General features: G+C 67.2%; 19 protein-coding genes and 1 pseudogene. 11 read left to right on the top strand and 9 right to left on the bottom strand.

Annotated elements, in window-relative coordinates:
* The first annotated feature begins 112 nt into the window (after positions 1-112).
* The 4 genes from mnmA to ACFQ4G_RS14840 all read left to right on the top strand — a co-directional run bounded on the left by mnmA (position 113) and on the right by ACFQ4G_RS14840 (position 4433).
* Positions 113-1270, top strand: a complete 1158-nt coding sequence (mnmA, locus tag ACFQ4G_RS14855) for a tRNA 2-thiouridine(34) synthase MnmA (RefSeq protein ID WP_238205230.1) — start codon at positions 113-115, stop codon at positions 1268-1270.
* A 38-nt stretch (positions 1271-1308) separates the two neighbouring features.
* Positions 1309-1959, top strand: coding sequence for a class I SAM-dependent methyltransferase (locus ACFQ4G_RS14850; protein WP_238205229.1), 651 nt, complete (start codon positions 1309-1311; stop codon positions 1957-1959).
* Positions 1960-1981: 22 nt separating this feature from the next.
* Positions 1982-2764 carry a TVP38/TMEM64 family protein gene (locus ACFQ4G_RS14845; protein ID WP_238205228.1) on the top strand — a complete coding sequence of 261 codons (783 nt, stop codon included), beginning with the start codon at positions 1982-1984 and terminating at the stop codon, positions 2762-2764.
* A gap of 184 nt (positions 2765-2948) precedes the next feature.
* Positions 2949-4433: a sensor histidine kinase gene (locus tag ACFQ4G_RS14840; protein ID WP_379040477.1), complete on the top strand. Its 1485-nt coding sequence runs from the start codon at positions 2949-2951 to the stop codon at positions 4431-4433.
* Between the two features lie 223 nt (positions 4434-4656).
* On the opposite strand, the gene bioB is transcribed toward ACFQ4G_RS14840, so the two are convergent.
* The 3 genes from bioB to ACFQ4G_RS14825 all read right to left on the bottom strand — a co-directional run bounded on the left by bioB (position 4657) and on the right by ACFQ4G_RS14825 (position 7717).
* A complete protein-coding gene (gene bioB, locus ACFQ4G_RS14835) occupies positions 4657-5676 on the bottom strand; it encodes a biotin synthase BioB (RefSeq protein WP_238205227.1) in 1020 nt (339 codons plus the stop codon).
* Between the two features lie 88 nt (positions 5677-5764).
* On the bottom strand, positions 5765-6757 hold the full coding sequence (locus ACFQ4G_RS14830; protein WP_238205225.1) for a DUF808 domain-containing protein: 993 nt from the start codon (positions 6755-6757) through the stop codon (positions 5765-5767).
* Between the two features lie 75 nt (positions 6758-6832).
* Positions 6833-7717 (bottom strand): fumarylacetoacetate hydrolase family protein, encoded by an 885-nt coding sequence (locus ACFQ4G_RS14825; RefSeq protein WP_238205224.1) that lies wholly within the window; start codon positions 7715-7717, stop codon positions 6833-6835.
* 434 nt (positions 7718-8151) lie between these two features.
* Between ACFQ4G_RS14825 and ACFQ4G_RS14820 the strand changes: the two genes are divergently transcribed.
* On the top strand, positions 8152-9474 hold the full coding sequence (locus ACFQ4G_RS14820) for an OmpP1/FadL family transporter (protein WP_238205222.1): 1323 nt from the start codon (positions 8152-8154) through the stop codon (positions 9472-9474).
* 288 nt (positions 9475-9762) lie between these two features.
* On the opposite strand, the gene ACFQ4G_RS14815 is transcribed toward ACFQ4G_RS14820, so the two are convergent.
* The gene (locus tag ACFQ4G_RS14815) at positions 9763-11565 is read right to left on the bottom strand and encodes a PHA/PHB synthase family protein (RefSeq protein ID WP_238205221.1); all 1803 of its coding nucleotides are present in this window, start codon (positions 11563-11565) and stop codon (positions 9763-9765) included.
* Positions 11566-11789: 224 nt separating this feature from the next.
* Between ACFQ4G_RS14815 and ACFQ4G_RS14810 the strand changes: the two genes are divergently transcribed.
* From ACFQ4G_RS14810 to ACFQ4G_RS14800, 3 genes are all read left to right on the top strand, one after another.
* Entirely contained in the window at positions 11790-12050 is a 261-nt protein-coding gene (locus tag ACFQ4G_RS14810; protein WP_238205220.1) for a hypothetical protein, read from the top strand.
* 125 nt (positions 12051-12175) lie between these two features.
* Entirely contained in the window at positions 12176-13393 is a 1218-nt protein-coding gene (locus ACFQ4G_RS14805) for an LL-diaminopimelate aminotransferase (protein ID WP_238205219.1), read from the top strand.
* 131 nt (positions 13394-13524) lie between these two features.
* On the top strand, positions 13525-13737 hold the full coding sequence (locus tag ACFQ4G_RS14800; RefSeq protein WP_238205515.1) for a hypothetical protein: 213 nt from the start codon (positions 13525-13527) through the stop codon (positions 13735-13737).
* A 124-nt stretch (positions 13738-13861) separates the two neighbouring features.
* Here ACFQ4G_RS14800 and ACFQ4G_RS14795 read toward each other — a convergent pair whose 3' ends face one another.
* Positions 13862-14155, bottom strand: coding sequence for a hypothetical protein (locus ACFQ4G_RS14795; protein ID WP_238205218.1), 294 nt, complete (start codon positions 14153-14155; stop codon positions 13862-13864).
* Positions 14156-14382: 227 nt separating this feature from the next.
* On the opposite strand from ACFQ4G_RS14795, the gene ACFQ4G_RS14790 reads away from it, so the two are divergent.
* Positions 14383-14706, top strand: coding sequence for a hypothetical protein (locus ACFQ4G_RS14790; RefSeq protein ID WP_238205217.1), 324 nt, complete (start codon positions 14383-14385; stop codon positions 14704-14706).
* Here ACFQ4G_RS14790 and ACFQ4G_RS14785 read toward each other — a convergent pair.
* Positions 14700-15170 (bottom strand): DUF2809 domain-containing protein, encoded by a 471-nt coding sequence (locus tag ACFQ4G_RS14785; RefSeq protein ID WP_238205216.1) that lies wholly within the window; start codon positions 15168-15170, stop codon positions 14700-14702. The two genes, ACFQ4G_RS14790 and ACFQ4G_RS14785, sit on opposite strands and share 7 nt — an antisense overlap.
* Positions 15171-15301: 131 nt before the next feature.
* Here ACFQ4G_RS14785 and prfB point away from each other — a divergent pair.
* A protein-coding gene (prfB, locus tag ACFQ4G_RS14780) for a peptide chain release factor 2 (RefSeq protein ID WP_238205215.1) occupies positions 15302-16430 on the top strand; the annotation gives its coding sequence in 2 pieces (ribosomal slippage) (positions 15302-15370 and positions 15372-16430; 1128 coding nt in all).
* Positions 16431-16481: 51 nt separating this feature from the next.
* On the opposite strand, the gene ACFQ4G_RS14775 is transcribed toward prfB, so the two are convergent.
* The gene (locus ACFQ4G_RS14775; RefSeq protein ID WP_238205214.1) at positions 16482-17744 is read right to left on the bottom strand and encodes a M23 family metallopeptidase; all 1263 of its coding nucleotides are present in this window, start codon (positions 17742-17744) and stop codon (positions 16482-16484) included.
* A gap of 105 nt (positions 17745-17849) precedes the next feature.
* Complete coding sequence (locus tag ACFQ4G_RS14770) at positions 17850-18317, bottom strand: peroxiredoxin (protein ID WP_238205212.1); 468 nt, start codon at positions 18315-18317, stop codon at positions 17850-17852.
* Positions 18318-18487: 170 nt separating this feature from the next.
* Between ACFQ4G_RS14770 and ACFQ4G_RS14765 the strand changes: the two genes are divergently transcribed.
* The gene (locus tag ACFQ4G_RS14765; RefSeq protein WP_238205210.1) at positions 18488-21949 is read left to right on the top strand and encodes a DUF3971 domain-containing protein; all 3462 of its coding nucleotides are present in this window, start codon (positions 18488-18490) and stop codon (positions 21947-21949) included.
* Here the strand turns inward: ACFQ4G_RS14765 and ACFQ4G_RS14760 are convergent.
* A pseudogene (locus ACFQ4G_RS14760) lies at positions 21946-22047 on the bottom strand (IS481 family transposase); the annotation flags it as partial. The gene ACFQ4G_RS14765 and the pseudogene ACFQ4G_RS14760 sit on opposite strands and share 4 nt — an antisense overlap.

Genomic DNA, 22047 nt, shown 5'->3' with positions numbered 1-22047 from the left:
GGCGCCCGTGAGCGGGAACGGGCGACCCCAGACTGCCTGGAAGTTCGATCTCAGGATCGCTATAGACTCCGCGTGAGCGGGCGATGCGGCCTGCCGGCGAACCCGTGACGTGATGAACTCCCTCGACCTTCCCAAGGCCCCGCACGAGACGCGTGTCGTCGTCGCCATGTCCGGTGGCGTGGATTCGTCCGTCGTGGCCGGGCTGCTGAAGCAGCAGGGCTACGATGTCGTCGGGATCACGCTGCAGCTCTACGACCACGGGGCGGCCATCCACCGTAAGGGTGCCTGCTGTGCCGGCCAGGACATCCACGATGCGCGCCGCGTGGCCGAGACGCTCGGCATCCCGCATTACGTGCTGGATTACGAGGACCGGTTCCGGGAATCGGTGATCGATCGTTTCGCGGAGAGCTACCTCGCCGGCGAGACGCCGATCCCCTGCGTCGAGTGCAACCGCTCGATCAAGTTCCGCGATCTCCTCGCCACCGCCCGCGACCTCGACGCCGACGTGCTGGCGACCGGCCATTACGTGGCGAGCCGGCCCCTCGAGACCGGCGGCCGCGGCCTCTATCGCGCCCTCGATCCGGCCCGCGACCAGAGCTACTTCCTCTACGCGACGACGCGCGAACAGCTCGATTTCCTGCGCTTTCCCCTGGGCGAGCTGCCCAAGGACGAGACCCGCCGCCTCGCTCGCGAGCTCGGCCTCGCCATTGCCGAGAAGGCCGACAGCCAGGACATCTGCTTCGTGCCGCAGGGGCGCTACGCCGACGTCATCGCCAAGCTGCGGCCGGATGCGGCTCGGGCGGGCGACATCGTCGATCTCGACGGCCGGGTCCTCGGCCGGCACGAGGGCATCATCCATTACACGGTGGGCCAGCGGAAGGGCCTTCGCCTCGCGGTCGGCGAACCGCTCTACGTGATCCGCCTGGAGCCGGCCTCGGCCCGCGTGGTGGTGGGTCCGCGCGCGGCGCTCGCCACCAGCCGCATCCGCCTCGACGATCTGAACTGGCTCGGCCCGGCCGCATCGGACGGGATCGTGGACATGCCGGTGGCCGTCCGCGTCCGCTCGACCCGGGAGCCGCGTCCGGCGCACCTGAGTTTCGCCGCGGACGGAGCGACCGCCGAGATCGTGCTGGCCACGCCGGAGGACGGTGTCTCGCCGGGTCAGGCCTGCGTGATCTACGCCGATGACGGTCCACGTTCGCGCGTGCTCGGCGGCGGCACCATCCGCCGCATCGCCGCGTTGGCAGCCGGGGCGGCGCAGGCCGCCTGACATCACCACCCTTCCCATCCGCAGGATCCAGAGACGATATGCTGAGCGAGCCGCAGGCCGGTCCGAGCACGGCCCTGATGCGCAAGGCCTATGCCCGCTGGGCGCCGGTCTATGACGTCGTCTACGACAAGCTGACGGAGCCGGCCGCCCGCGACGCCGTGATGGCGGCCACCGCCTGCGGACCGCGGATCCTCGAGGCCGGCGTGGGCACCGGCCTGTCGCTGGGCTATTACCCGGCCGGCAGCTTCGTCTGCGGCGTCGATCTGTCCGAAGACATGCTGAAGCGCGCCCGCGCCAAGGTCCTGCGCCGAAAGCTTGGTCATGTCCGCGGCCTCCAGGTGATGGATGTGTGCCGCCTCGGCTATGCCGATGCCAGTTTCGACGCGGTGGTCGCCCAGTTCCTGATCACCCTGGTCCCGGACCCCGAAGCCGCCCTCTCGGAATTCCTGCGGGTCGTGCGACCCGGCGGCGAGATCGTCCTCGCCAACCATTTCGGCCAGACCAAGGGCGCCGTGGCCAAGGTCGAGGAGATCGTGGCGCCGCTCTGCACCAAGATCGGCTGGTCCTCGGCCTTCAAGTCGACCCGGATCGAGGCCTGGGCCAACCGGAACGGCGTCGAATTCATCGGCGTCGCCCCGACCTTCCCCGGCGGCTTCTTCAAGATCCTCAGGATGCGGAAGGCCGGCTGACCCGGCGTTGCGAAGCAGGGCCATGGCACGCGCATCGAGCGGTTCCGCCCGCCGAATCCTGCGATGGCTCCCCGTCGCCGCCCTCCTGGCGATCTCGCTCGGCATTCTCGTCTCCGGCGTCCCGCACCTCCTCAGCCTCGATCGCCTGCTCTCGTATCGCGCTTGGCTGAGCGAGGCGGTGGCCGAGGACAGGCCGCGCGCCATCGCGATCGCGTGCCTGATCTATGTCGGATGCGTGATCGTGTCGGTGCCGGCCTCGCTGGTCCTGACGATCCTCTGCGGATTCCTGTTCGGGATCACCACCGGCGCGGGAATCGCCCTTGTCTCGGCGACGGCGGGAGCGGCCATCGTCTTCTCGATCGGCCGCGGGCCGGTCTCCGAGCTTCTGCTGAACAGGGCCGGGCCGCGCCTCGCCCGCCTCGCCGCCGGGTTTCGAGACGACGCCTTCGGGTATATCCTCGTCCTGCGGCTCCTGCCGCTGTTTCCCTTCTGGATGACCAACCTGGCACCGGCGGCGTTCGGCGTTCCCCTGCGCACCTTCGTGCTTGCCACCTTTCTCGGACTGGCCCCCGGCGCCTTCGTCTATGCCGCCACCGGATCGGCGATCGAGGATGTCGTCGCGGCCAACGCGGCGGCCAAGGCAGCCTGCCTCGCCACCGGCGCCACCGCCTGTGACGAAGCCTTGTCCCTGCGGTCGCTTGTCACCGTGAAGACGGTCGCGGGCCTCGGCAGCCTCGCCGCCTTCGCACTCCTCTCGATCGGGCTGAGGCGCCGGTTCGCCCGCAGGCGAGCCGGCACCCCATGAATCCCGTCGATCGGGCACTCGACGGCGCGGCGCCCGGAGCGTAACCGTCTTGGCGAGGAGTCTCGTGTGTCGGGCGTCGTAGCCGGGCGCAGAGAATGCGGAATGACGGTCGGGGCTCGGAGCCGCGCCGGAGAAACCGGGACGCGCGAAGAAGCCCGGGAGAAAGAGTGATCGGGGACCCGTGATGGACGCGACGCCGCGCGCCGGCATGGAAGCGCCTTTACCCGTGCCGGCGGAGGCTCGGAAGGGCATCGTCCGCCATCTCGGACTGTCGGGCCGGCTGTTCCTCGTCACCATCGCCTTCGTCGCCCTGGTCGAAATCCTCATCTACGTGCCCACCGTGGCGAACTACCGGCGGATGTGGCTGTCGGACCGCATCGCCGCCGCCCAGATCGCCGCCCTCGTCCTCGAAGCCTCGCCGGATCAGCGCGTCTCGGAAGATCTCGCACGGCACCTCCTGAGGGGAGTCGGTGCCAGCGCCATCGCAGTTCGCGGCGACGGAACGCGCCGTCTCCTCGCCGTGGATGCGATGCCTTCCGAAGTCTCGGGCCTCGTCGACCTGCGCTCGCACGACTGGGTCGCGTCGATCGGTGGGGCGTGGCGCACCGTCTTCACCGAAAGCACCGCGCCGATCCGTGTCGTCGGCCATGGGCGGGACGGGTTCGACCTCGTCGAGATCCTCCTCGACGAGGCTCCCTTGCGCGAGGCGCTGATCGATTTCGCCGGCCGCCTGCTGCTCTCCTCGCTGGCGATTGCCGCGGCCGTCGCCGGCCTCGTCTTCCTGATGCTGCAGCGGATCATCGTGCGCCCGGTCCGGCGCCTCGCCCGCAACATCACCGAATTCGCGGACGATCCCCAGGGCAGCGACCGCGTCATCGTACCCTCACGCAGGACCGACGAGATCGGCCATGCGGAAGTGGCCCTGGCGCGAATGGAGAATGCGCTGGCGAGCGAGCTGCGCCAGAAGCGCCGCCTCGCGGAACTCGGCCTCTCGGTGAGCAAGATCAACCACGAGCTGCGCAATCTCCTGACCACGGCGCAGCTCCTCGGCGATCGCCTCGAGACGGTGTCCGACCCGGCGGTCCAGCGCATCGCCCCGCGTCTCCTCGCGACCCTCGGCCGGGCGATCCGCTTCTGCGAGGAGACCCTGGCCTATGGACGCACGACCGAGACCGTGCCGCAGCGGCGGAAGGTCCTGCTGGCGCCGCTCCTCGCCGAGCAATCCGACCTGTCCAGGCTGGGCGGCGCCTCGGCGGTGACGATCCGCGTGGTCTGCGGGCGGGATCTGGAAGTGGACGTCGACCCCGACCAGTTCTCGCGTGCGCTCACCAACATCGTGCGCAACGCCGTCCAGGCACTGACTTCGGACAAGACGCCCTTGCCCGATCCGGCGATCGAGATACAGGCCACGCGCCAGGGCCGGTTCGGAGCGGGTCAGGTGACGATCGTCGTCTCGGACAACGGACCGGGGCTTCCCGAACGGGCGAGGGCGAACCTGTTCTCGCCGTTCGAAGGGTCGATGCGGCCGGGTGGAACCGGGCTCGGCCTGCCGATCGCCGCCGAACTGATCCAGTTCCAGGGCGGCAGCCTCACCCTCGACCAGACCGGCGAGGGGGAGGGCGCCCGTTTCCGGATCGTCATCCCGGATCGCGCTCCGTCGTCTCTGTGAGATCCGGCCTAACCGCGCCGTTCAGTGATTGTGACGTCGCTTCTCGTGACTAAGACCTCATCCTAAGTCTCGCGCGAAGCGGAGGCCTCGAAGGAGGCCTCCGCTTCGCGCGAGACTTCTGGAAGGCCCCTTCGAGGCTGCTTTGCAGCATCTCAGGGTGAAGTCGTGGAGGAGATGAGCGTCTTCACCTGAAGAGGCGAAGTCCGCCGAACGGATTCCTCGCCTATTCCGCCGCCGCGAGGGTCAGGCCCGGCACGGTGATGCCGATGTCCCGCAGCAATTCCGCGTCGGCATCGGTCTCGTTATTGGCGGTGGTGAGCAGACGCTCGCCGTAGAAGATCGAGTTCGCACCAGCCATGAAGCACAGGATCTGAGCTTCGCGGGTCAGCCCCTTGCGGCCTGCGCTGAGGCGCACGCGCGCCTTCGGCATCACGATCCGGGCCGTCGCGCACATGCGCACGAGATCGAGCGGGTCCACCGGCGGCCGGTCTTCGAGCGGCGTGCCCTCGACGGCCACCAGGGCGTTGATCGGAACGCTCTCGGGGTGCGGAGCGTGGTTGGCGAGCACCTGCAGCATCGCCGCGCGATCCTTCACACCCTCGCCCATGCCGACGATGCCACCGCAACAGACACCGATGCCGGCGTCGCGCACGTTCTGCAGCGTGTTCAGGCGGTCCTCGTAGGTCCGGGTCGAGATGATGTCGCCGTAGAATTCCGGGCCGGTATCGAGGTTGTGGTTGTAGGAGGTCAGCCCGGCCTCGGCGAGGCGGCCCGCCTGTGACGGGGTGAGCATGCCGAGGGTGACGCAGGCCTCCATCCCGAGGCCGCGCACTCCGCGCACCATCGAAAGGACGGCATCGAATTCCGGGCCGTCCTTGGGCTGGCGCCAGGCGGCACCCATGCAGAAACGGTGGGCACCGGCAGCCTTCGCCGCGGCGGCCTCCTGCAGGACCTTGTCCACCGGCATCAAGCGCTCGCGCGGCAGGCCGGTCCCCTTGTGATGCGCCGATTGCGGGCAATAGGCACAATCCTCGGGGCATGCGCCGGTCTTGATCGACAGCAGGCTCGCCCGCTGGATATCGGCCGGGTCGTTATGCGCGCGATGGACCTGTGCCGCCCGATAAACGAGGTCGAGGAGCGGCAGGTCGTGGATCGCCTGGATCTCGGCCACGGTCCAATCGTGGCGGATCGCGGCGATCTCTGTGGCGGGGAAGGGGGCGAGGGGGGCCACGGTCTCGGTCATGGCCCCATGAGGCGAATCTCGGCAGGAAAATCAAGCCGGGCGCGATGCATGCGAGGCTGCTTTTCCCTCGCGCCCAGGGCAATCCTCGTCACGCCGCCTTGCTGCGCAGGCCCGACAGGCCGGACCAGACCGGAGCGATGAGATAGCTCGCGATCGGGATGAGGGCTGCGCCGACCACGAGACCGACGAGGCCCGACCCTGCCGCGGTCACCACCCATTCGACGACGGACGCGATCGGCGGAACCAGCTTCGCGCCGGCGGCGGCGGCTTCGTGGATCACGTGCGCGACCTGAGGCAGGCCATAGCCTTCCAGACCGTGGACGAGGATGCCGCCACCGACCCAGATCATCGCGGCGGTGCCGACCACGGCGAGGAGTTGCAGGAAGACCGGCATGCCCTTGACCAGGGCACGGCCGAAGCCGCGGATCGCACTGCCGAACACGGAAGCCGACGTGTTCTTCGCCATCGCGACCCCGGCATCGTCGGCCTTCACGATCAGCGCGACGCCGCCATAGACGAAGACGGTGATGCCGATGGCGACGACCGCGAGCACGACGGCCTTCGTCCAGATGCTGCCATCGGGCAGGGAGGCCAGGGAGATCGCCATGATCTCGGCCGAGAGGATGAAATCGGTCTTGATCGCGCTGGAGACCTTGCGCGCCTCCAGCGCCTCACCGCTGGCGGCATCGGCATCGAGCTTGGCCTCGTGCGCGTGCGCCCGATGCGGAAACAGCGCCTCGTAGACCTTCTCGATGCCCTCGTAGCAGAGATAGGCGCCGCCCAGCATCAGCAGCGGCGTGATCGCCCAGGGCGCGAAGGCCTGGAGCAGGAGGGCCGCCGGCAGCAGGAACAGCATCTTGTTGCGGAGCGACCCGATGGCGATCTTGGCCACGATCGGCAATTCGCGCTCGGCCGCGAATCCCACGACGTAGCGCGGAGTGACGGCGGCATCGTCGATGACGACCCCCGCCGCTTTCGCACCCGCCTTGGCGGCTTGTCCGGCGACGTCGTCGAGAGAGGCCGCCGCGACCTTGGCGAGCCCCGCGATGTCGTCGAGGAGGGCGATCAGTCCGATGCTCAAGGTCCGGTCCTTCCAACTGCCAAGCTGCTTCAGCAGAGGAGACGAGTGAGCGGGGATTTCGATCCCCGCCCGGCTTCAATGAGTCGGTTCGCCGGCGGCGACCTTCGCGGTCCAGTCGTCGAAGGCGATGATCTCCTGCCGCTGCTCGCCGAGTCCGGTGATGCCGAGGGTCATCACGTCGCCGCTCTTGAGGAAGCGCGGCGGCTTGCGCGCCATGCCGACGCCGGGAGGCGTGCCCGTAGTGATCACGTCACCGGGCTCCAGCATCATGAAATGCGAGAGGTAGGCGACGATCTGAGCGACGCCGAAGATCATCGTCGAGGTCGACCCCGTCTGCACCCGCTCACCGTTCACGTCGAGCCACAGATCGAGGGCGGCCGGGTCGGGGATCTCGTCCAGCGTCACCAGCCACGGCCCAAGGGGGCCGAAGGTCGGGCAGCCCTTGCCCTTGGTCCAGGTCCCACCGCGTTCGAGCTGGTATTCCCGCTCCGAGACGTCGTTGCAGAGGCACAGGCCCGCCACATAGGACATCGCCTCGTTGGCATGGACGTAGGATGCGCGCGCACCGATGACGATGGCGAGTTCCACCTCCCAATCCGTCTTGGCCGAGCCTTTCGGCAGGATGACCCGGTCGTTGGGACCGGAGATGCAGGACGTAGCCTTGTTGAACACGATCGGCTCGGACGGGATGTCCGCGCCGATCTCCGCCGCGTGGTCGGAATAGTTCAGCCCGATCGCGATGAAGTTGCGCGTGCCGCCGACGCAGGGACCGAGGCGCGTTTCCGGAGACAGGAGCGGCAACGTCTCGGGATCGATGGATCGCAGGCGCTCCAACGACGTCGTGGCGAGGGTGGATCCGGAAATATCGCGCACGAGACCCGACAGGTCCCGCAGGCCGCCCTTCGCGTCGATCAGGCCCGGCTTCTCGTCGCCCACATCTCCGTGACGCACCAGCTTCATCGGCTCTCGCTCCCCTTCGATCCTCGTCGTGGCAGAGACATCGGACTCTCGACCCGTCCTGGCAAGATGCCGACCGCCCTGCTGCGCCAGCGGCGATCGGCAGGAGGAGGCTGGGATGCCGCAAACAAGGCATGTTGCATAATTCATACAGGCCCGCCCAAATCCCACGGAATACGCATTTTCATGCCGACCTCCATCCAAGTCGATCCGACAGTTTAGATATGAACCATTCTTTCAAATGCATTGAGGTGACACCACGCGAAGATCTTCCTCACTATTTTTCGAAGTAATTCATAGTTTACGGATTGTTAAAACCTCCGGCGTGAAAGGGTTGTCCAGATCGACCAAGATCGTCACTCTTCTGCTCAAGATGCCGGCCGGACATCGCGCCGCGACAGAACCGAGCATCGCAAGCAAGGGTCGGGGAGCGGGACATGAGAACGACGATGCGCGGCGCGGCTCTGGCGGGAATCTCCGTCGCGGTCCTGACCTCGACCGCGGGTGGAGCCTTCGCCGGTGCGTTCGGAATTCGCGAACAGAGCACTCTCGCCCAGGGCGAGGCCTTCGCGGGCGCGGCTTCCGGCTCCGGCGGCGTCTCGTCGATGTTCTGGAACCCGGCCACGATCACGATGAACCCGGGCTGGGTCAGCGAGCAGAACCTCAGTTTCATCAACCTCTCGTCGAAGATCACCCCGACCGAGGGTACCAATCCGGCCTTTGCCGGCCTCGGCGGCAGCGGCGATATCGGCCAGGGCGCTGTCATTCCGGCCGGCGCGACCTCCTACCAGCTCAGCGACCGGCTCTGGATCGGCATCCAGACGGGCGCCCCGTTCGGCCTCGTGACGAAGCCGCGCGACAACTGGGCCGGCGAAGTCTACGGGCGATCGAGCCGCATCTTCTCGCTCTCGTTCAATCCGATCGTCGGCTTCAAGGTGAACGAGTGGCTCTCGATCGCGGCGGGCCCGAACATCGAATACTTTCGCCTGACCCTGCGCCAGGCCCTGCCGATCTCGCCCAACCTGCTCAACCTGCCGAACGCGTCGCTCAAGGGCGAATCCTGGGGGGTCGGATTCACGGCGGGTGTCCTGATCACGCCCTGGACCGGTACGGCGCTGGGCATCGGCTATCGCTCATCGGTGCATCACGACATCGAAGGCGCCTTCGCGCTGCCGGCCCCCGTTTCGTTCCTGAGCCAGCAGGTCACCGCCAATCTCAATACGCCGGAGAAGCTCAGCGTCGGCCTGACCCAGGCCGTCAGCCCGGTCGCCCGCATGAGCCTCGGCTTCGAATGGGACAACTGGTCGAGGCTCGGCACGGTGGGTATCGTCGGCCGCACCACCGGCGGCATCGCGACCACGCTGCCCCTGAACTACAAGGACGGCTACACCTACTCGGTGGGCGGCGAGTACGACTGGTCCCCCGCTCTCACCGTCCGGGCCGGCGTTGCCTACGAGCAATCGCCGATCGACTTCTCGAACAGGTCGGTGCGACTGCCGGACAGTGACCGCTTCAACGTCTCCGTCGGCGGCAGCTACCGCTGGAACGAGAAGCTGACCCTGAACATCGCCTATTCGCACCTCTTCCTCGTGGGTGATTCGAAGCTCCTGGCCGGGCCGGGTCGGGACTACAACGTCCCCGGCATCGCCCTCGCCGCCGACACGAGCGGCAGCGCGGACATCGTCTCGGTGGGCTTCCGTTACGTCTTCGGCGCCCCGGCGGCGCCGATCGCTCCCGCACCGCTGGTGCGGAAGTTCTGAGGGTATAGGAAGGACGTCGGGCACCTGAGTAAACGCCGGTGCCTTGAGGAGACCTGTCCATCCTCCACCTCATCCTGAGGTGCGGCGAGAGCCGCCTCGAAGGAGCCCTCCAGACACCATTGCGCGAACTGGAGCCCTCCTTCGAGGCCTCCGCTACGCTCCGGCACCTCAGGATGAGGTGATGGTGTTTGAAAAGCCCAGTCGAACAATCATCGGGCGGACACGGGGGCGCCGACAGTTTCGTCCTCGACCCGGCTCTTCAGGCCGAATCGCAGGCGTCCAATCCGATCACGCCTTCATGCGGACATAGGTGCCCGGCGCCGGGCCGAGGGAGGCCAATCCGCCTTCACCGGGGATGCGCGCGGGCACGCGTGTCGGGGCCTGCCGCTCCAGCCAGTCGAACCAGTAGGGCCACCACGAGCCCTTGTGCTCGGTCGCAGCGGAGATCCAGTCCTCCAGGCGTCCCTTGGCCGGGCCACCGGTCCAGAACCCGTATTTCGGCTTGGCGGGCGGGTTGACGACACCGGCGATATGGCCGGACCCGGCCAGGACGTAATCGACCGTGCCGCCGAACTTGGAGGACCCTTCGAATACCGAGATGGCCGGAGCGATATGGTCCTCGCGGGTGGCGAGGTTGAAGATCGGCACCTTCACCTTCTTCAGGTCCAGGCGGACGTTGCCGAGGATCATCCGCCCCTGCGCGAGGGTGTTATCGAGGTAGCAGTTGCGCAGGTAGAAGGAATGGTTGGCCGCCGGCATACGCGTGGCATCGGCGTTCCAGTATAGCAGGTCGAAGGCCGAAGGTGTCTGGCCCTTGACGTAGTTGTTGACCACGTAGGACCAGATGAGGTCGTTGGGGCGCAGCATGTTGAAGGCAGTGGCCATCCCCGAGCCTTCGAGATAGCCGCGTTTCTTCATGCGCGCCTCGATACCGCGGATCTGCTCCTCGTCGGCGAAGACCTTGAGGTCGCCGGCATGGGTGAAGTCCACCTGCGTCGTCAGGAACGTGGCACTCTTGATGCGCTTGTTGCCGGTGGCCGCCTGCATCGCCAGCGTCACCGCCAGCAGGGTGCCCCCGACGCAGTAGCCGGCCGCGGCGACCTCGCTCTCGCCGGTGGCGACGCCGATCGCGTCGATGGCCGCCTCGATGCCCTCGCGCATGTAGCTCTCGAAATCCTTGTCGGCATGGCGCTCGTCGGGATTGACCCACGAGATGCAGAACACCGTCAGGCCCTGGGACACCATCCAGCCGATCAGGCTCTTGGCCGGGTTGAGATCGAGGATGTAGAACTTGTTGATCCAGGGCGGCACGATCAGGAACGGGCGCTTCAGCACCGTCTCCGTGGTCGGGGAATACTGGATGAGCTCCATCAGGTCGTTGCGGAACACGACCTCGCCCGGCGTGACCGCGACGTTGACCCCGACCTCGAAACCGGACGGGTCGGTCTGGCGGACCCTCAACTGGCCCTTGCCGGCCTCGATATCCTCGGCGAGCATCTTCATGCCGCGCACGAGATTGGCGCCGTTCTCCTGGAGCGTGTGCCGGATCAGCTCCGGGTTGGTCATCACGAAGTTCGAGGGCGAGAGGGCGCCGACGATCTGGCGCAGGTAGAACTGCGCCTTGTGCCGCGTGTGTTCGTCGATCCCGTCCGCTTCCTCGACCAGCTCCTCCGCCCAGCGAGACGTGATGAGATAGCTCTGCTTGATGAAGTCGAAGATCGGATTGGTCGTCCATTCCGCGTGCTTGAAGCGCGTGTCCTTCGGCTCCGGAAGCGCCACGGGGGGCGCGACCTCGCCCTGGAGGCGAAACCAGGTGGAGCCCCAGAGGGTGATGAAAGCGTCGCTGAGCTTCTTCTGGGCCTCCATCGACCTCTGAGGATCGACCATCCAGCGCTCGGCCACGGTACCGAGGGTCTTGACGACGTCGTTGACCTCTTCCGGCGGCTTTGCCAATTCGGGATCGAGCGGATCGGCGTGGCTGATCGGCTTCATGTAAGCGCTGGCGGTACGACCGAATTCCTCGATCAGCAGCGTCGCGTTGCGCGACAAGGCGTCGATGTCGGGAAGCGGTGTCGTCCTGTCGGTCGTCACGCGTGTGTTTCCCCTCACTTCTCGGGACGGTCCGGTCGAACCGTCCTCGTTCCCGACAAATTAACGCGGCAGCTCGACTTTGTGCCAGGGTGCGGCTTACGTTTAAGGTCGATATGTCAGAGCCTTCATCACAAAATCAAAGGCGGTGCGGCGTCGCTTCACGCCTGGTTCTCGCCGTCGCCGGCCTCCTCGCCGCAGGAGGCTGCTCCAGCGACCTCAATCCGATGCGCGACGCCTATGCGCTGGCCGGGGGAGGACAGAAGGACCTGAAGGCGCCGGACTTCGTCGCCGAATCGCGCAAGCCCAATGCGGAGTACCTGCCGGTCGGCGTCGCGGCGCCCGCCAGATCCATCCGCGCCCGAACCGCCGAGGGGACCAAGGCCCTCGAAAACGACCTGATGGGCGCGCGGGGACAGAACGAGGCTAAGGGCCGCGCCGCCGAGAGTGCCGCGCGCACCACCGGCCAGACGCCGCCCGCACAATAGCGCCAGCCGGCACAATAACGGTCGGCTCCGCGCGCCCGAGATGGTAGACAGGCCGACCACGTCAGAGTGATGACAGTTTTGAACGCGCGAATCATGCGATTGGCGCATCGGATCCCGTGAAGCCCATGACCGATTTTCACCGCATCAAGCGCCTGCCCCCCTACGTGTTCGAGCAGGTCAACCGGATCAAGGCCCAGGCACGGGCCAACGGCGCCGACATCATCGATCTCGGCATGGGCAATCCCGATCTCGATGCGCCGCGCCACGTCATCGCCAAGCTGGTGGAGACGGCGGGCCGCCCGCGCACGGATCGCTACTCGTCCTCGAAGGGCATCGCCGGCCTGCGCCGCGCCCAGGCGAATTATTACAAGCGCCGTTTCGGCGTGAGCCTCAACCCCGATACGCAGGTCGTGGCGACGCTCGGCTCGAAGGAAGGCTTCGCCAACATGGCGCAGGCGATCACCGCGCCCGGCGACGTGGTGCTGGTGCCCAACCCGAGCTATCCGATCCACGCCTTCGGCTTCCTCATGGCGGGCGGCGTGATCCGCTCCGTCCCGGCCGAGCCAACGCCGGCCTTCTTCCCGGCGGTGGAGAAGGCGATGCAGCACTCGATTCCCAAGCCGGTGGCGATCGTGGTCTGCTATCCCTCGAACCCCACCGCCTACGTGGCGAGCCTCGATTTCTACCGGGACCTCGTCGCCTTCGCGAAACGCCACGAGATCATCATCCTGTCGGACCTCGCCTATGCCGAGGTCTATTTCGACGGCGATCCGCCGCCCTCCGTGCTGGAGGTGCCGGGCGCCATCGACTGCACGGTGGAGTTCACGTCGCTCTCCAAGACCTTCTCCATGGCAGGCTGGCGCATGGGCTTCGCGGTCGGCAACGAGCGCCTGCTCGCGGCGCTGACCCGGGTGAAGTCCTACCTCGATTACGGTGCCTTCACGCCGATCCAGGTGGCGGCGACCGCCGCACTCAACGGACCGGAGGATTGCATCGTCGAGATGCGCTCGATCTACAAGAAGCGCCGCGACGCCCTGATCGAGTCCTTCGACAAGACCGGCTGGAAGATCCCGAGCCCCTCGGCCTCGATGTTCGCCTGGGTGCCGATCCCGGAGAAGTTCCAGAGCCTCGGCAGCCTGGAATTCTCCAAGCTTCTCCTCGAGAAATCGGACGTGGCGGTGGCACCGGGCATCGGCTTCGGTGAACACGGCGACAATTACGTCCGCATCGCCCTGGTCGAGAACGAGCAGCGCATCCGCCAGGCGGCGCGCAACATCCGCCGTTTCTTCGAGACGTCGGACCGCACGCTCCACAACGTCGTGCCGCTGACGAAGACGGCCTGAGGCGCCGCAGGGCCACGATGTTGCGGTGAGGAGACAGCCGGCGCCAAAGCGGTGCCCGGCGGCCCCTCGCGCTTGTCACGGGCCCTGCGGGTGAGCAGGGTCGCGCCATGTCGCCTGTCACCGAGGATCGTATGCGCGGATTGACCCTGACCGTCGCGCTGCTGCTGGCCGCATCGGCCGGTGCCTGCGCGCCGAACCCGATCGTCGCGCGTGACCCTGTTCCCGCGCCCGAGCCGGGTCTCGGCTATATCTGCGATTCGCAGCCCTTCGTGCTCAACGCTGTTCGCACCAATTGCCAGCCCGTGCAGCGCGAGCCCCAGGTCGTTCTCCGCGCGAAGGGCTGAACCTGTTCCGGTCTCGGACGGAAGAGTTTGGCCGGAAGCACCTCGTCGGACTTGCGCGGTGGCACGAAAAAAGGCCGGAGGGGTTCTCCGGCCTTTCCTGTTCTGGGATGACGAAATCCGCAGTTCAGCGGGCAGCAGGTGCCGGGCTGACCGGGCGCTGCGCGGCGCTCGGGTTATCGTTCGTCATGCCGGGAGTGGCGGGCATCGCGGTGCCCGGTGCCATGCGTGCACCCGGCGCGGTCGCGGTCCCGGTGGTGGCGGGCCCGGCCTCGAGGCTGTCGCCCTTGCCGACGACGCCCGACTTGGAACCGGCGGCGTTGGTGCCGTGGCTTTCCGGCATGCCGGCCTGTGCGAAGGCGGTGCCCGACAGGGCGAGGACCATGGCGGCAGCGGCGGCGGAGATCTTGATGGCGGTCACGTTGTGGCTCCTTGCTGAATGCGCTTGTTCGTTGCGCTTGCGGGGTCAACGCGACGGATCGGAGCCGGTTGCCGACTGAATGGCGATGCGCCGGCTTCGCCGAGACGGCGGCTTCCGAAAAAGTTGCGGCCTGGCGCGGCGAGGACACGGACAGGCAACCTCTCCTCGGGCATGATGGGAATACGCGCGGCAGCGGCCGCATTCAGACATCCGCGACGGAGTGACCGGTGCAGCCCATCTCGAAGATCGTCGTCGCCGCCGGCCTGATCGGCCTCGGCCTGTCCGTCGCCGGCGGCGCCGTCGCCCAGACCACCTATACGGGGGCGACCGGCCCCTACATCCTGCCGACGGACCGTGCGACGGGCCGTCCGATCCCGGACGAAGCGCGCGCCATTCCGGTACCGAGCGTGATGAATGGCGGTGGCTTCGGCCTGACGGGAAACAGCTATTTCGAGGATTCGCCGACGGAAGGTCCGCTCAACGGACGCCGCCGTCCCCATGAATACGTCCTCTCACCCGCCCGAGTCGCTCCTCCCACCCCCCGTTACTGACGTCTGACACCGTCCCCGGCGGGATAACCTGCCTGTCGTCTCGGGGGACGGGCGGGGCCGACCCATCGATCGGCGAGCGCTGCCGCGGCAAGACCTGCGGCATAGGCGACGAGGTTCCAGATCGAGAAGATGCGCCCGAGCAGGAGCGCGCCGGCGAGCGTCAGCCGGAAGCTGTCGAGCCAGGGCGTGTGCACGAGGCGGAAGAGCTCGACGGCAACGGCGATCGCTCCGGCGACGACGAGAATTCGCCCGCGCTTTTCCGGCAGGCAGGTCGCGACCAATCCATAGACCATCGCCGCCCACAGGGCCGAACCGCCGTATTTCACGACCCCCATCGGCAATCCGAGAGGCACGAGGCGAAGGGTGAGCCCCACACCCACGACGACGACCGTCGCAGCGAGATAGATCGCCCTTGCCTTCAGGAAGCCTGGCATGAGGAGACTTGGCATGAGGAAACCCGGCATGCGTGTCGCGCGTCCTGGATCGAGAGAAGAATGAAGGCGGGAGCCGCCGTTTACACCGGGCGGGCGTCTCGGTATCACCCGCGCTCACACGCCGGACCCCATAACCTTCGCACCACGAGCCAAAACACCAGATGCGCGCCGAGATCGAACAACTCTCGGATGCCGCCAAGCAGTCGATCGGACTGCTGAGGAGGCATCTTTGACTGGGATACCGTCGAGAAACGCCTCGCTGAGCTGAACGCAGCCTCCGAGGACCCCGACCTCTGGAACGACGCCGAGGCGGCGCAGAAGGTCATGCGCGAACGCGGCGCCCTCGAAGAGGCCGCAGGCGCGATCCGGAAGCTCGCCCAGGATCTGGACGACGCGGCGACGCTGATCGAGCTCGGGGAGATGGAGGGCGACCAGGACACCATTCTCGAAGGCGAGAACGGGGTTCGCGCCGTCGAGAAGGAGGCCGCGCGCCGCCAGATCGAGACCCTCCTGTCGGGAGAGGCCGATGGGCTGGACACCTATGTCGAGGTCCATGCGGGCGCGGGTGGTACGGAGAGCCAGGACTGGGCCAACATGCTCCAGCGCATGTATGGCCGCTGGGCCGAGCGCCGGAAGTACAAGGTCGACATCGTCGAATGGTCGGATGGCGACGAGGCCGGGATCAAGGGCGCCACGCTCATGGTCAAGGGCCACAACGCCTATGGTTGGCTCAAGACCGAGTCCGGGGTGCATCGCCTCGTGCGGATCTCACCCTACGATTCGAGCGCACGCCGGCACACCAGTTTCGCCAGCGTCAGGGTCTATCCGGTGATCGACGACCGCATCGTCATCGAGATCAAGGAATCGGACTGTCGCATCGACACCTATCGCTCGTCGGGCGCCGGCGGCCAGCACGTGAACACGACGGATTCGGCAGTGCGCATCACCCACAATCCGACCGGGATCGTGGTGGCCTGCCAGCAGGAGCGCTCGCAGCACAAGAACCGCGCGACGGCCTGGAACATGCTGCGCGCCCGGATGTACGAGGCCGAGCTCAAGAAGCGCGAAGAGAAGGCCAATGCCGAGAACGCGGCCAAGACCGATATCGGCTGGGGCCACCAGATTCGGTCCTACGTGCTGCAGCCCTACCAGCTGGTGAAGGATCTGCGCACGGGCACTCAGTCCACCGACCCGGACGAGGTGCTCGACGGTGCCCTCGATCCGTTCATGGAAGCGTCTCTGGCCCAGCGGGTCTATGGCGGCGCAGGCGAGGTCGAGGACATCGAGTAGGCCTCGGTCTCATCGAGGGCCGTCGGGATCATGCGCGGAGGCGAGATCTTCCTATCGGGCGGCGAGGAACTGCGAGTCCGGGCCGGTGAGCACACGCAGGAACCGCTGCGGGTCCACCGGCTCCCCGTCGATCCGGGTCTCGTAATGCAGGTGGCTTCCCGTCGAGCGGCCGGTCGAGCCGACCCGGCCGATGGGGAAGCCGGCATCGACCCACTGGCCCGGACCGACCGAGACGGAGGAGAGATGGGCGTAACGGGTGGCGAGCCCGTTTCCATGATCCACCTCGACCATGTTGCCGTAGCCGCCGTTGTAATCCGCGATCGTGACGCGGCCCGCCGCCGTGACACGGGCGATTTCTCCGAACTCGGCCTTCATGTCGAGGCCGGTATGCATGGCGAGCCCTCGCGTGAACGGATCGAGGCGCGGCCCGAAAGTGCTCGACAGGCTGTAATCGCCGGATAGGGGCCGCCGCAGGGGCAGGGACGAGGCGATCCGACGGAGGCGTTCTTCTTCGGCCATGGCCCGCTGGACCTGTGCGGCCGCGAGGCCAAACGGATCGGTGGAGAGGGGAACGAGCGGTCCACCGACGCCCGTGTCACGCTGGCGCTCGAAACGCTGCGGATCGAGGCCGACCCGCATGACGATGTCGCGCAGGCGCTGGGAGCCGCGGATGGCGCGCACACCCAGCCCGTCGAGGGTTCGGATCTGGTTCGCGCCCAGTCGATCGAGGCGCTGCTCGATGCCGGTCAGCACCTGCTCGGCCTCCCGCATGGATTGGCGGCCCGGATCACCGGGCCCGTCGCTGTCGCGTGAGCGTAATTCGAGGGCATCCGGTGTCGGGAACGGCTTCAGCATCGGCTTCAGGATCGGTTTGGCGGCCGGCTTTTCCGGGCTCGCATAGCCGAGAGCACCCGTCTCGGCGGGATCATCCCCGTCCCATTGGCCGGCAGGTGCCACCGGGCGACCCGCCTCGCCGGCCAGAAGCGAGAGCTGGGCCTGCCGCTTCTCCATGGCCGCCTGCCGTTGCGACAGATCGGCGACCCGTGCGGTCACGCCCTCGCGCGTGGCGAGATGCTCCATCGCGGCCCGGTCGAGTTGCAGCCTGAGGGCGCCGATCCGCTCCTCGTAGCCGTATTGCATGGCGCTCTGCTGGGAGACGAAGCGGGCCAGGACCTCGTCATGGAACACGAGGTACCATGTGGCGGCACAGGCCCAGAGCGTGGCGAGCGCGAAGCCGCATACGAGCGCGGGAACCAGGCGCCGTCCGGTGGCCGGCAGGCGCATCCCTCCGACGATGGGAAACGAAAGGCGCATTCCGGCCGACCCCGATCCAACTCGCGCCATCTGAGCCGAACAGGGTTAACGAAGCGCAAAGTCCGGGAATCGATGGTTCACCATGAATCCCCGGAAGAAGGAGGGTCAGGTGAGTGCGCGGGCCGCCGCCAGCACTTCCTCGGCGTGGCCGGGCACCTTCACCTTCGGCCAGATGCGCGCGATGCGGCCCTGCCCGTCGATGAGCACGGTGGTGCGCTCCACGCCCATGTATTTCCGGCCGTACATGCTCTTCTCTACCCACACGCCGTAGGCTTCGAGCATGGCCTTGCTCTCGTCGGAAGCGAGGGGGAAGGTCAGGCCGTATTTCGACCGGAACTTGTCGTGGCTCTTCACCGAATCCGGCGAGACGCCAACCACGACCGCGCCGGCTTCCCCGAAGGCCTCGCCGAGGGCGTTGAAGCCCTGTGCCTCGAGGGTGCAACCGCTGGTGTCGTCCTTCGGGTAAAAATAAAGTACGACCTTGCGACCCTTGAGCGCATCCAGGCTGATCTCCTCACCACCCGCACCGGGCAATGTGAATGCGGGGGCCCGATCTCCGATGTCGAGAGGCATGGTGCCTTCCTTTCGGCCGATTGATAGTGTGCCACAAAGGGCGTTGAACGAGGGGCGCAGCGAGCCCCTCGGATGAGGACCGAAAGATTGCCGGGTCAAGGCAACCCCGAATCCACGGACATCCGCTCGATAGCGCGAGCGGCCTGTCCGATCCAGCGGCTCAAGGATCGATGAATCAGGACACGGCCACAGGTTTACGACGGGGCAGGTCGCCCCGGCGGCGGCGGCCCCTGCTATGGCTTTCGCTCGTCCTGATCGTCGGGCTGGTGCTCGGCGTGTCCGGTCTGGTCTGGCGTCTCACCAACGGTCCGCTCCGCGTCGACGGAATGTCCGAGCGCGTGGCCTCGGCCATCGCCGGCAGCATCGGGCCCGGCTGGCGGGTGGACCTGCGCGACAGCACCGTAGAGCTCGATTCGGAAAACTCGTTGGCGCTTCAGGTCGCCGGGCTCGATATCCGCAATCCGGAGGGAGCCCTGGTCCTGCGCGCGCCGCAGGCCGTCGTGAGCCTCGACACATGGGGCCTCCTTCATCTCTCTATCCAGCCGAGGGCGATCGAGTTCCGCGACCTCCAGATGACCGCACTCGTCCACCGCGACGGGTCGATCGCCTTCGCCGGATCGGATGCGAACCGCCTCGCGGCGGAGCCCCATACGCTGCCGAGCGTCGATTCCACCCGGGGAACGACATCGCCGATCTCCGCGGCTGTCGCCTCGATCTTCGGCATCGTGCTCGATCCCGCCGGGGTGGTCGGCGCCCTCGACCGGGCACGGATCACCAATGGCCGCCTGACTCTGATCGACGACGATGCCCGCCAGCGCGGCGTGTTCGAGCACGTGAACGGGCTGTTCCGCCGCGATCCAGTGCGCGATTCCCGTGTCTTCGAACTGCGCATCGACGGCCCCCATGGGGAATGGCGCTTCGGCGGCGACCTGCACGAGGATGGCGGCGGCAAGCGCAACGGCATCATCACCCTCGACGACCTGCCCGTCACCGACCTGCTCCTCCTTTCGGGACAATCGAAACTGCCGATCGAGACCGACCTGAAAGTCTCGGCCAAGGCGGAGGTCGCCCTGGACAACGGCCGGATCGCGACGCTGAGCGCGACCGTCAAGACCAGCGACGGCAATTTCCTCATCGAGGAGAAGGACTTCAACCCGGTCACCATCGAGAGCCTGACCGCCGCGATCAGCTGGGACGAGGCCGGCCGGGTCCTCAACCTCAACAGCATCGACTACCTCGGGGCCGGCAACGCCGTGCGCCTCGCCGGTGTCTGGACCGCCAGCCCGGCGGGCGGACCGACGGCCTGGACCCTCGCGCTCGCGGGCAAGGACGCGATCCTGCGGGGCGCCGCCAAGTCGGACAAGCCTGTGAAGCTCGACGCTCTGTCGGCGCACGTCACCGGCCGCGATGGCGGCATGTCCATCGACGAATTCACGGTCGCCGGCGCCGGGGGAGCCACCGGCCGGGTCACCGGCACGGTCGACACGACGGCGGATGAGGGCGGCCTGACCCTGCACATCACGGCCGGCCATACCGACGGGCGCATGGCCATGCGCCTTTGGCCGGAGCACATCGCCCCTCCGGCACGGAACTACCTGGTGGACAACCTCCAGGGCGGCCTCGTGGAAAAGGTGGACATCACCGTGGACATGAGCGGCAGCGAGCTTGCCGCCGCCACGCGAGGCGAGCCGATGCCCGACGGCGCCGTCCATATCGATTTCTCCGTCTCGGACGCGACGCTGGCCGTGACCGCGGATGCTCCACCCCTGAGCAGAGGCCGCGTCACGGGAACCATTACCGGCCTCACCACGAACATCCGCGGCGTCACCGCCGATCTCAGGCTGCCGGACGATCGGACCCTCTTCGTCACCGACGGGTCCTTCGTGATCCCGAAGATTACGCCGGAGAACGTCGTCGCACAGATCGGGCTCAAGCTCGGCGGCGGTGCGGATGCCCTCGTCGCCCTGTTGCAGACCAAGATGTTCAAGAGCCTGACGGGGGTCGATATCGATCCGGCCTCCGTCAAGGGAAACACCGACCTGCGCATCGACTTCCCGCTCAACCTCAAGAACATCCCCGACCTGCCGGAGCTGCCCGTGAGCATCAGCGGGACTCTCAGCGACGTCGCGGTGGACAAGGCTTTCGGCAAGGAGAAGCTGGAGGCCGGACGCTTCGCCGTCACCTACGAGCGCGGCGGCTTCACGCTCAAGGGCGACGGGAAGGTGCTGGGCTCGCCGCTCACCGTCGATCTGCGTCAGCCGAAGGCCGGCGCACCGGGCGAGATCAACGCGACGCTTCTCCTCGACGAGGCCCTGCGTGCCAGGAAAGGCCTGCCGGTGGCACCCCAGCTCGCCGGGCCGATTCCGCTGAAGATCAACCTCGCCATCGGCAAGGGCAGCCCGGCCCGCGCGCCCATCCGCGTCGAGGCGGATCTCGCCCGCGCCTCCATCGACGGCCTGATCCCCGGCTTCGTCAAGGCGGCCGGCAAGCCGGGCCGAGTCGCCTTCGTCATGACCGAGGCCAATGCGGGCGGGGCGATGGACCTGCGCGACATCGTCCTCGATGCCGGCACCGCGAGTGCTCGCGGCACCGCCGCGATCAACGGTGACGGACAGTTCGACCGGGCGGACCTGTCGAGCTTCAAGCTGTCCCCAGGCGACGACATGCGGATCCAGATCGACCGCAGCGGCAGCCTCTACAAGGTCGGGGTGAAGGGCGCCGTGGCCGATGCACGCCCGTTCCTGAAGACCCTCGGCGGACCGGAAGGCAAGGCCTCGAAGGAAGGCGGCCGCGATCAGGCGACCAAAGAGATCGAAGCCGACATCACATTGGGGATCATCACCGGTTTCAACGGCGAGGCCCTGACCGGCGCCAGCGCGAAACTATCGATGAAGGGCAAGGACTTCCGCTCGGGGCGCCTGCAGGGCCGGTTCAACGGCGCGGGGTTCTCGGCGGTGGTGTCGCGCTCGGGGCGCGGCGACCCCGCGATCAACATCGAGACCACCGATGCCGGGGCGACCCTGCGCTTCGTCGACATCTACAAGCGCATGTATGGCGGGAAACTCCTCCTCGGCAGTTCTCTCGGCGATGGGCCGCAGACCGGCGTCGTCCAGATCCGGGACTTCATCCTGCGCAACGAGCCGGCCTTGTCGAGCATCATGGCGCAGGGACCGGCGACCAGCGAAGTGGTCGATTCCGCCGGGCGCAAGCAGATCATCCAGAACGCCGGCAACGATGTGAGCTTCGACCGCCTGAGGGCGAACTTCACCCGCATCGGCAGCCGCGTCGACTTCACCGATGCCGCGATCTCCAACGCCGCCATGGGCTTCACCATGAGCGGCTACCTCGACACGGCCAAGGAACGCGCGGACATCAACGGCACCTTCGTTCCGCTCTACGGCCTGAACAACGTCGTCTCCCACGTGCCGCTGTTCGGCCAACTCCTGGGCGGGGGCAACAACGAGGGCCTGTTCGCCCTGAATTTCCGGGTCTCGGGCCGCCTGTCGAAACCCGATGTGAGCGTGAACCCGCTCTCCGTCCTGGCGCCGGGCATCCTGCGCCGGCTGTTCAGCGCCGGAGGCGGCAATGACGGGCTGCCCGGCGTGCCCCCCGCAGGAGAGACTCAACGCTAGATGTGGAGCATCAACAGGTTGTCCTCGGAGAGGCGGAGTCGGCTGATGGGTGTTTGTCGGTTGATGCCCATGTGAGGGCGCTGCCAGTTGTAGCGGAA

This window comes from Methylobacterium marchantiae (assembly GCF_042679825.1).
GTDB lineage: Bacteria > Pseudomonadota > Alphaproteobacteria > Rhizobiales > Beijerinckiaceae > Methylobacterium > Methylobacterium marchantiae.
The sequence above is the reverse complement of the archived record's forward strand: the minus strand, read 5'-3'. Positions and strand labels throughout refer to the sequence as shown.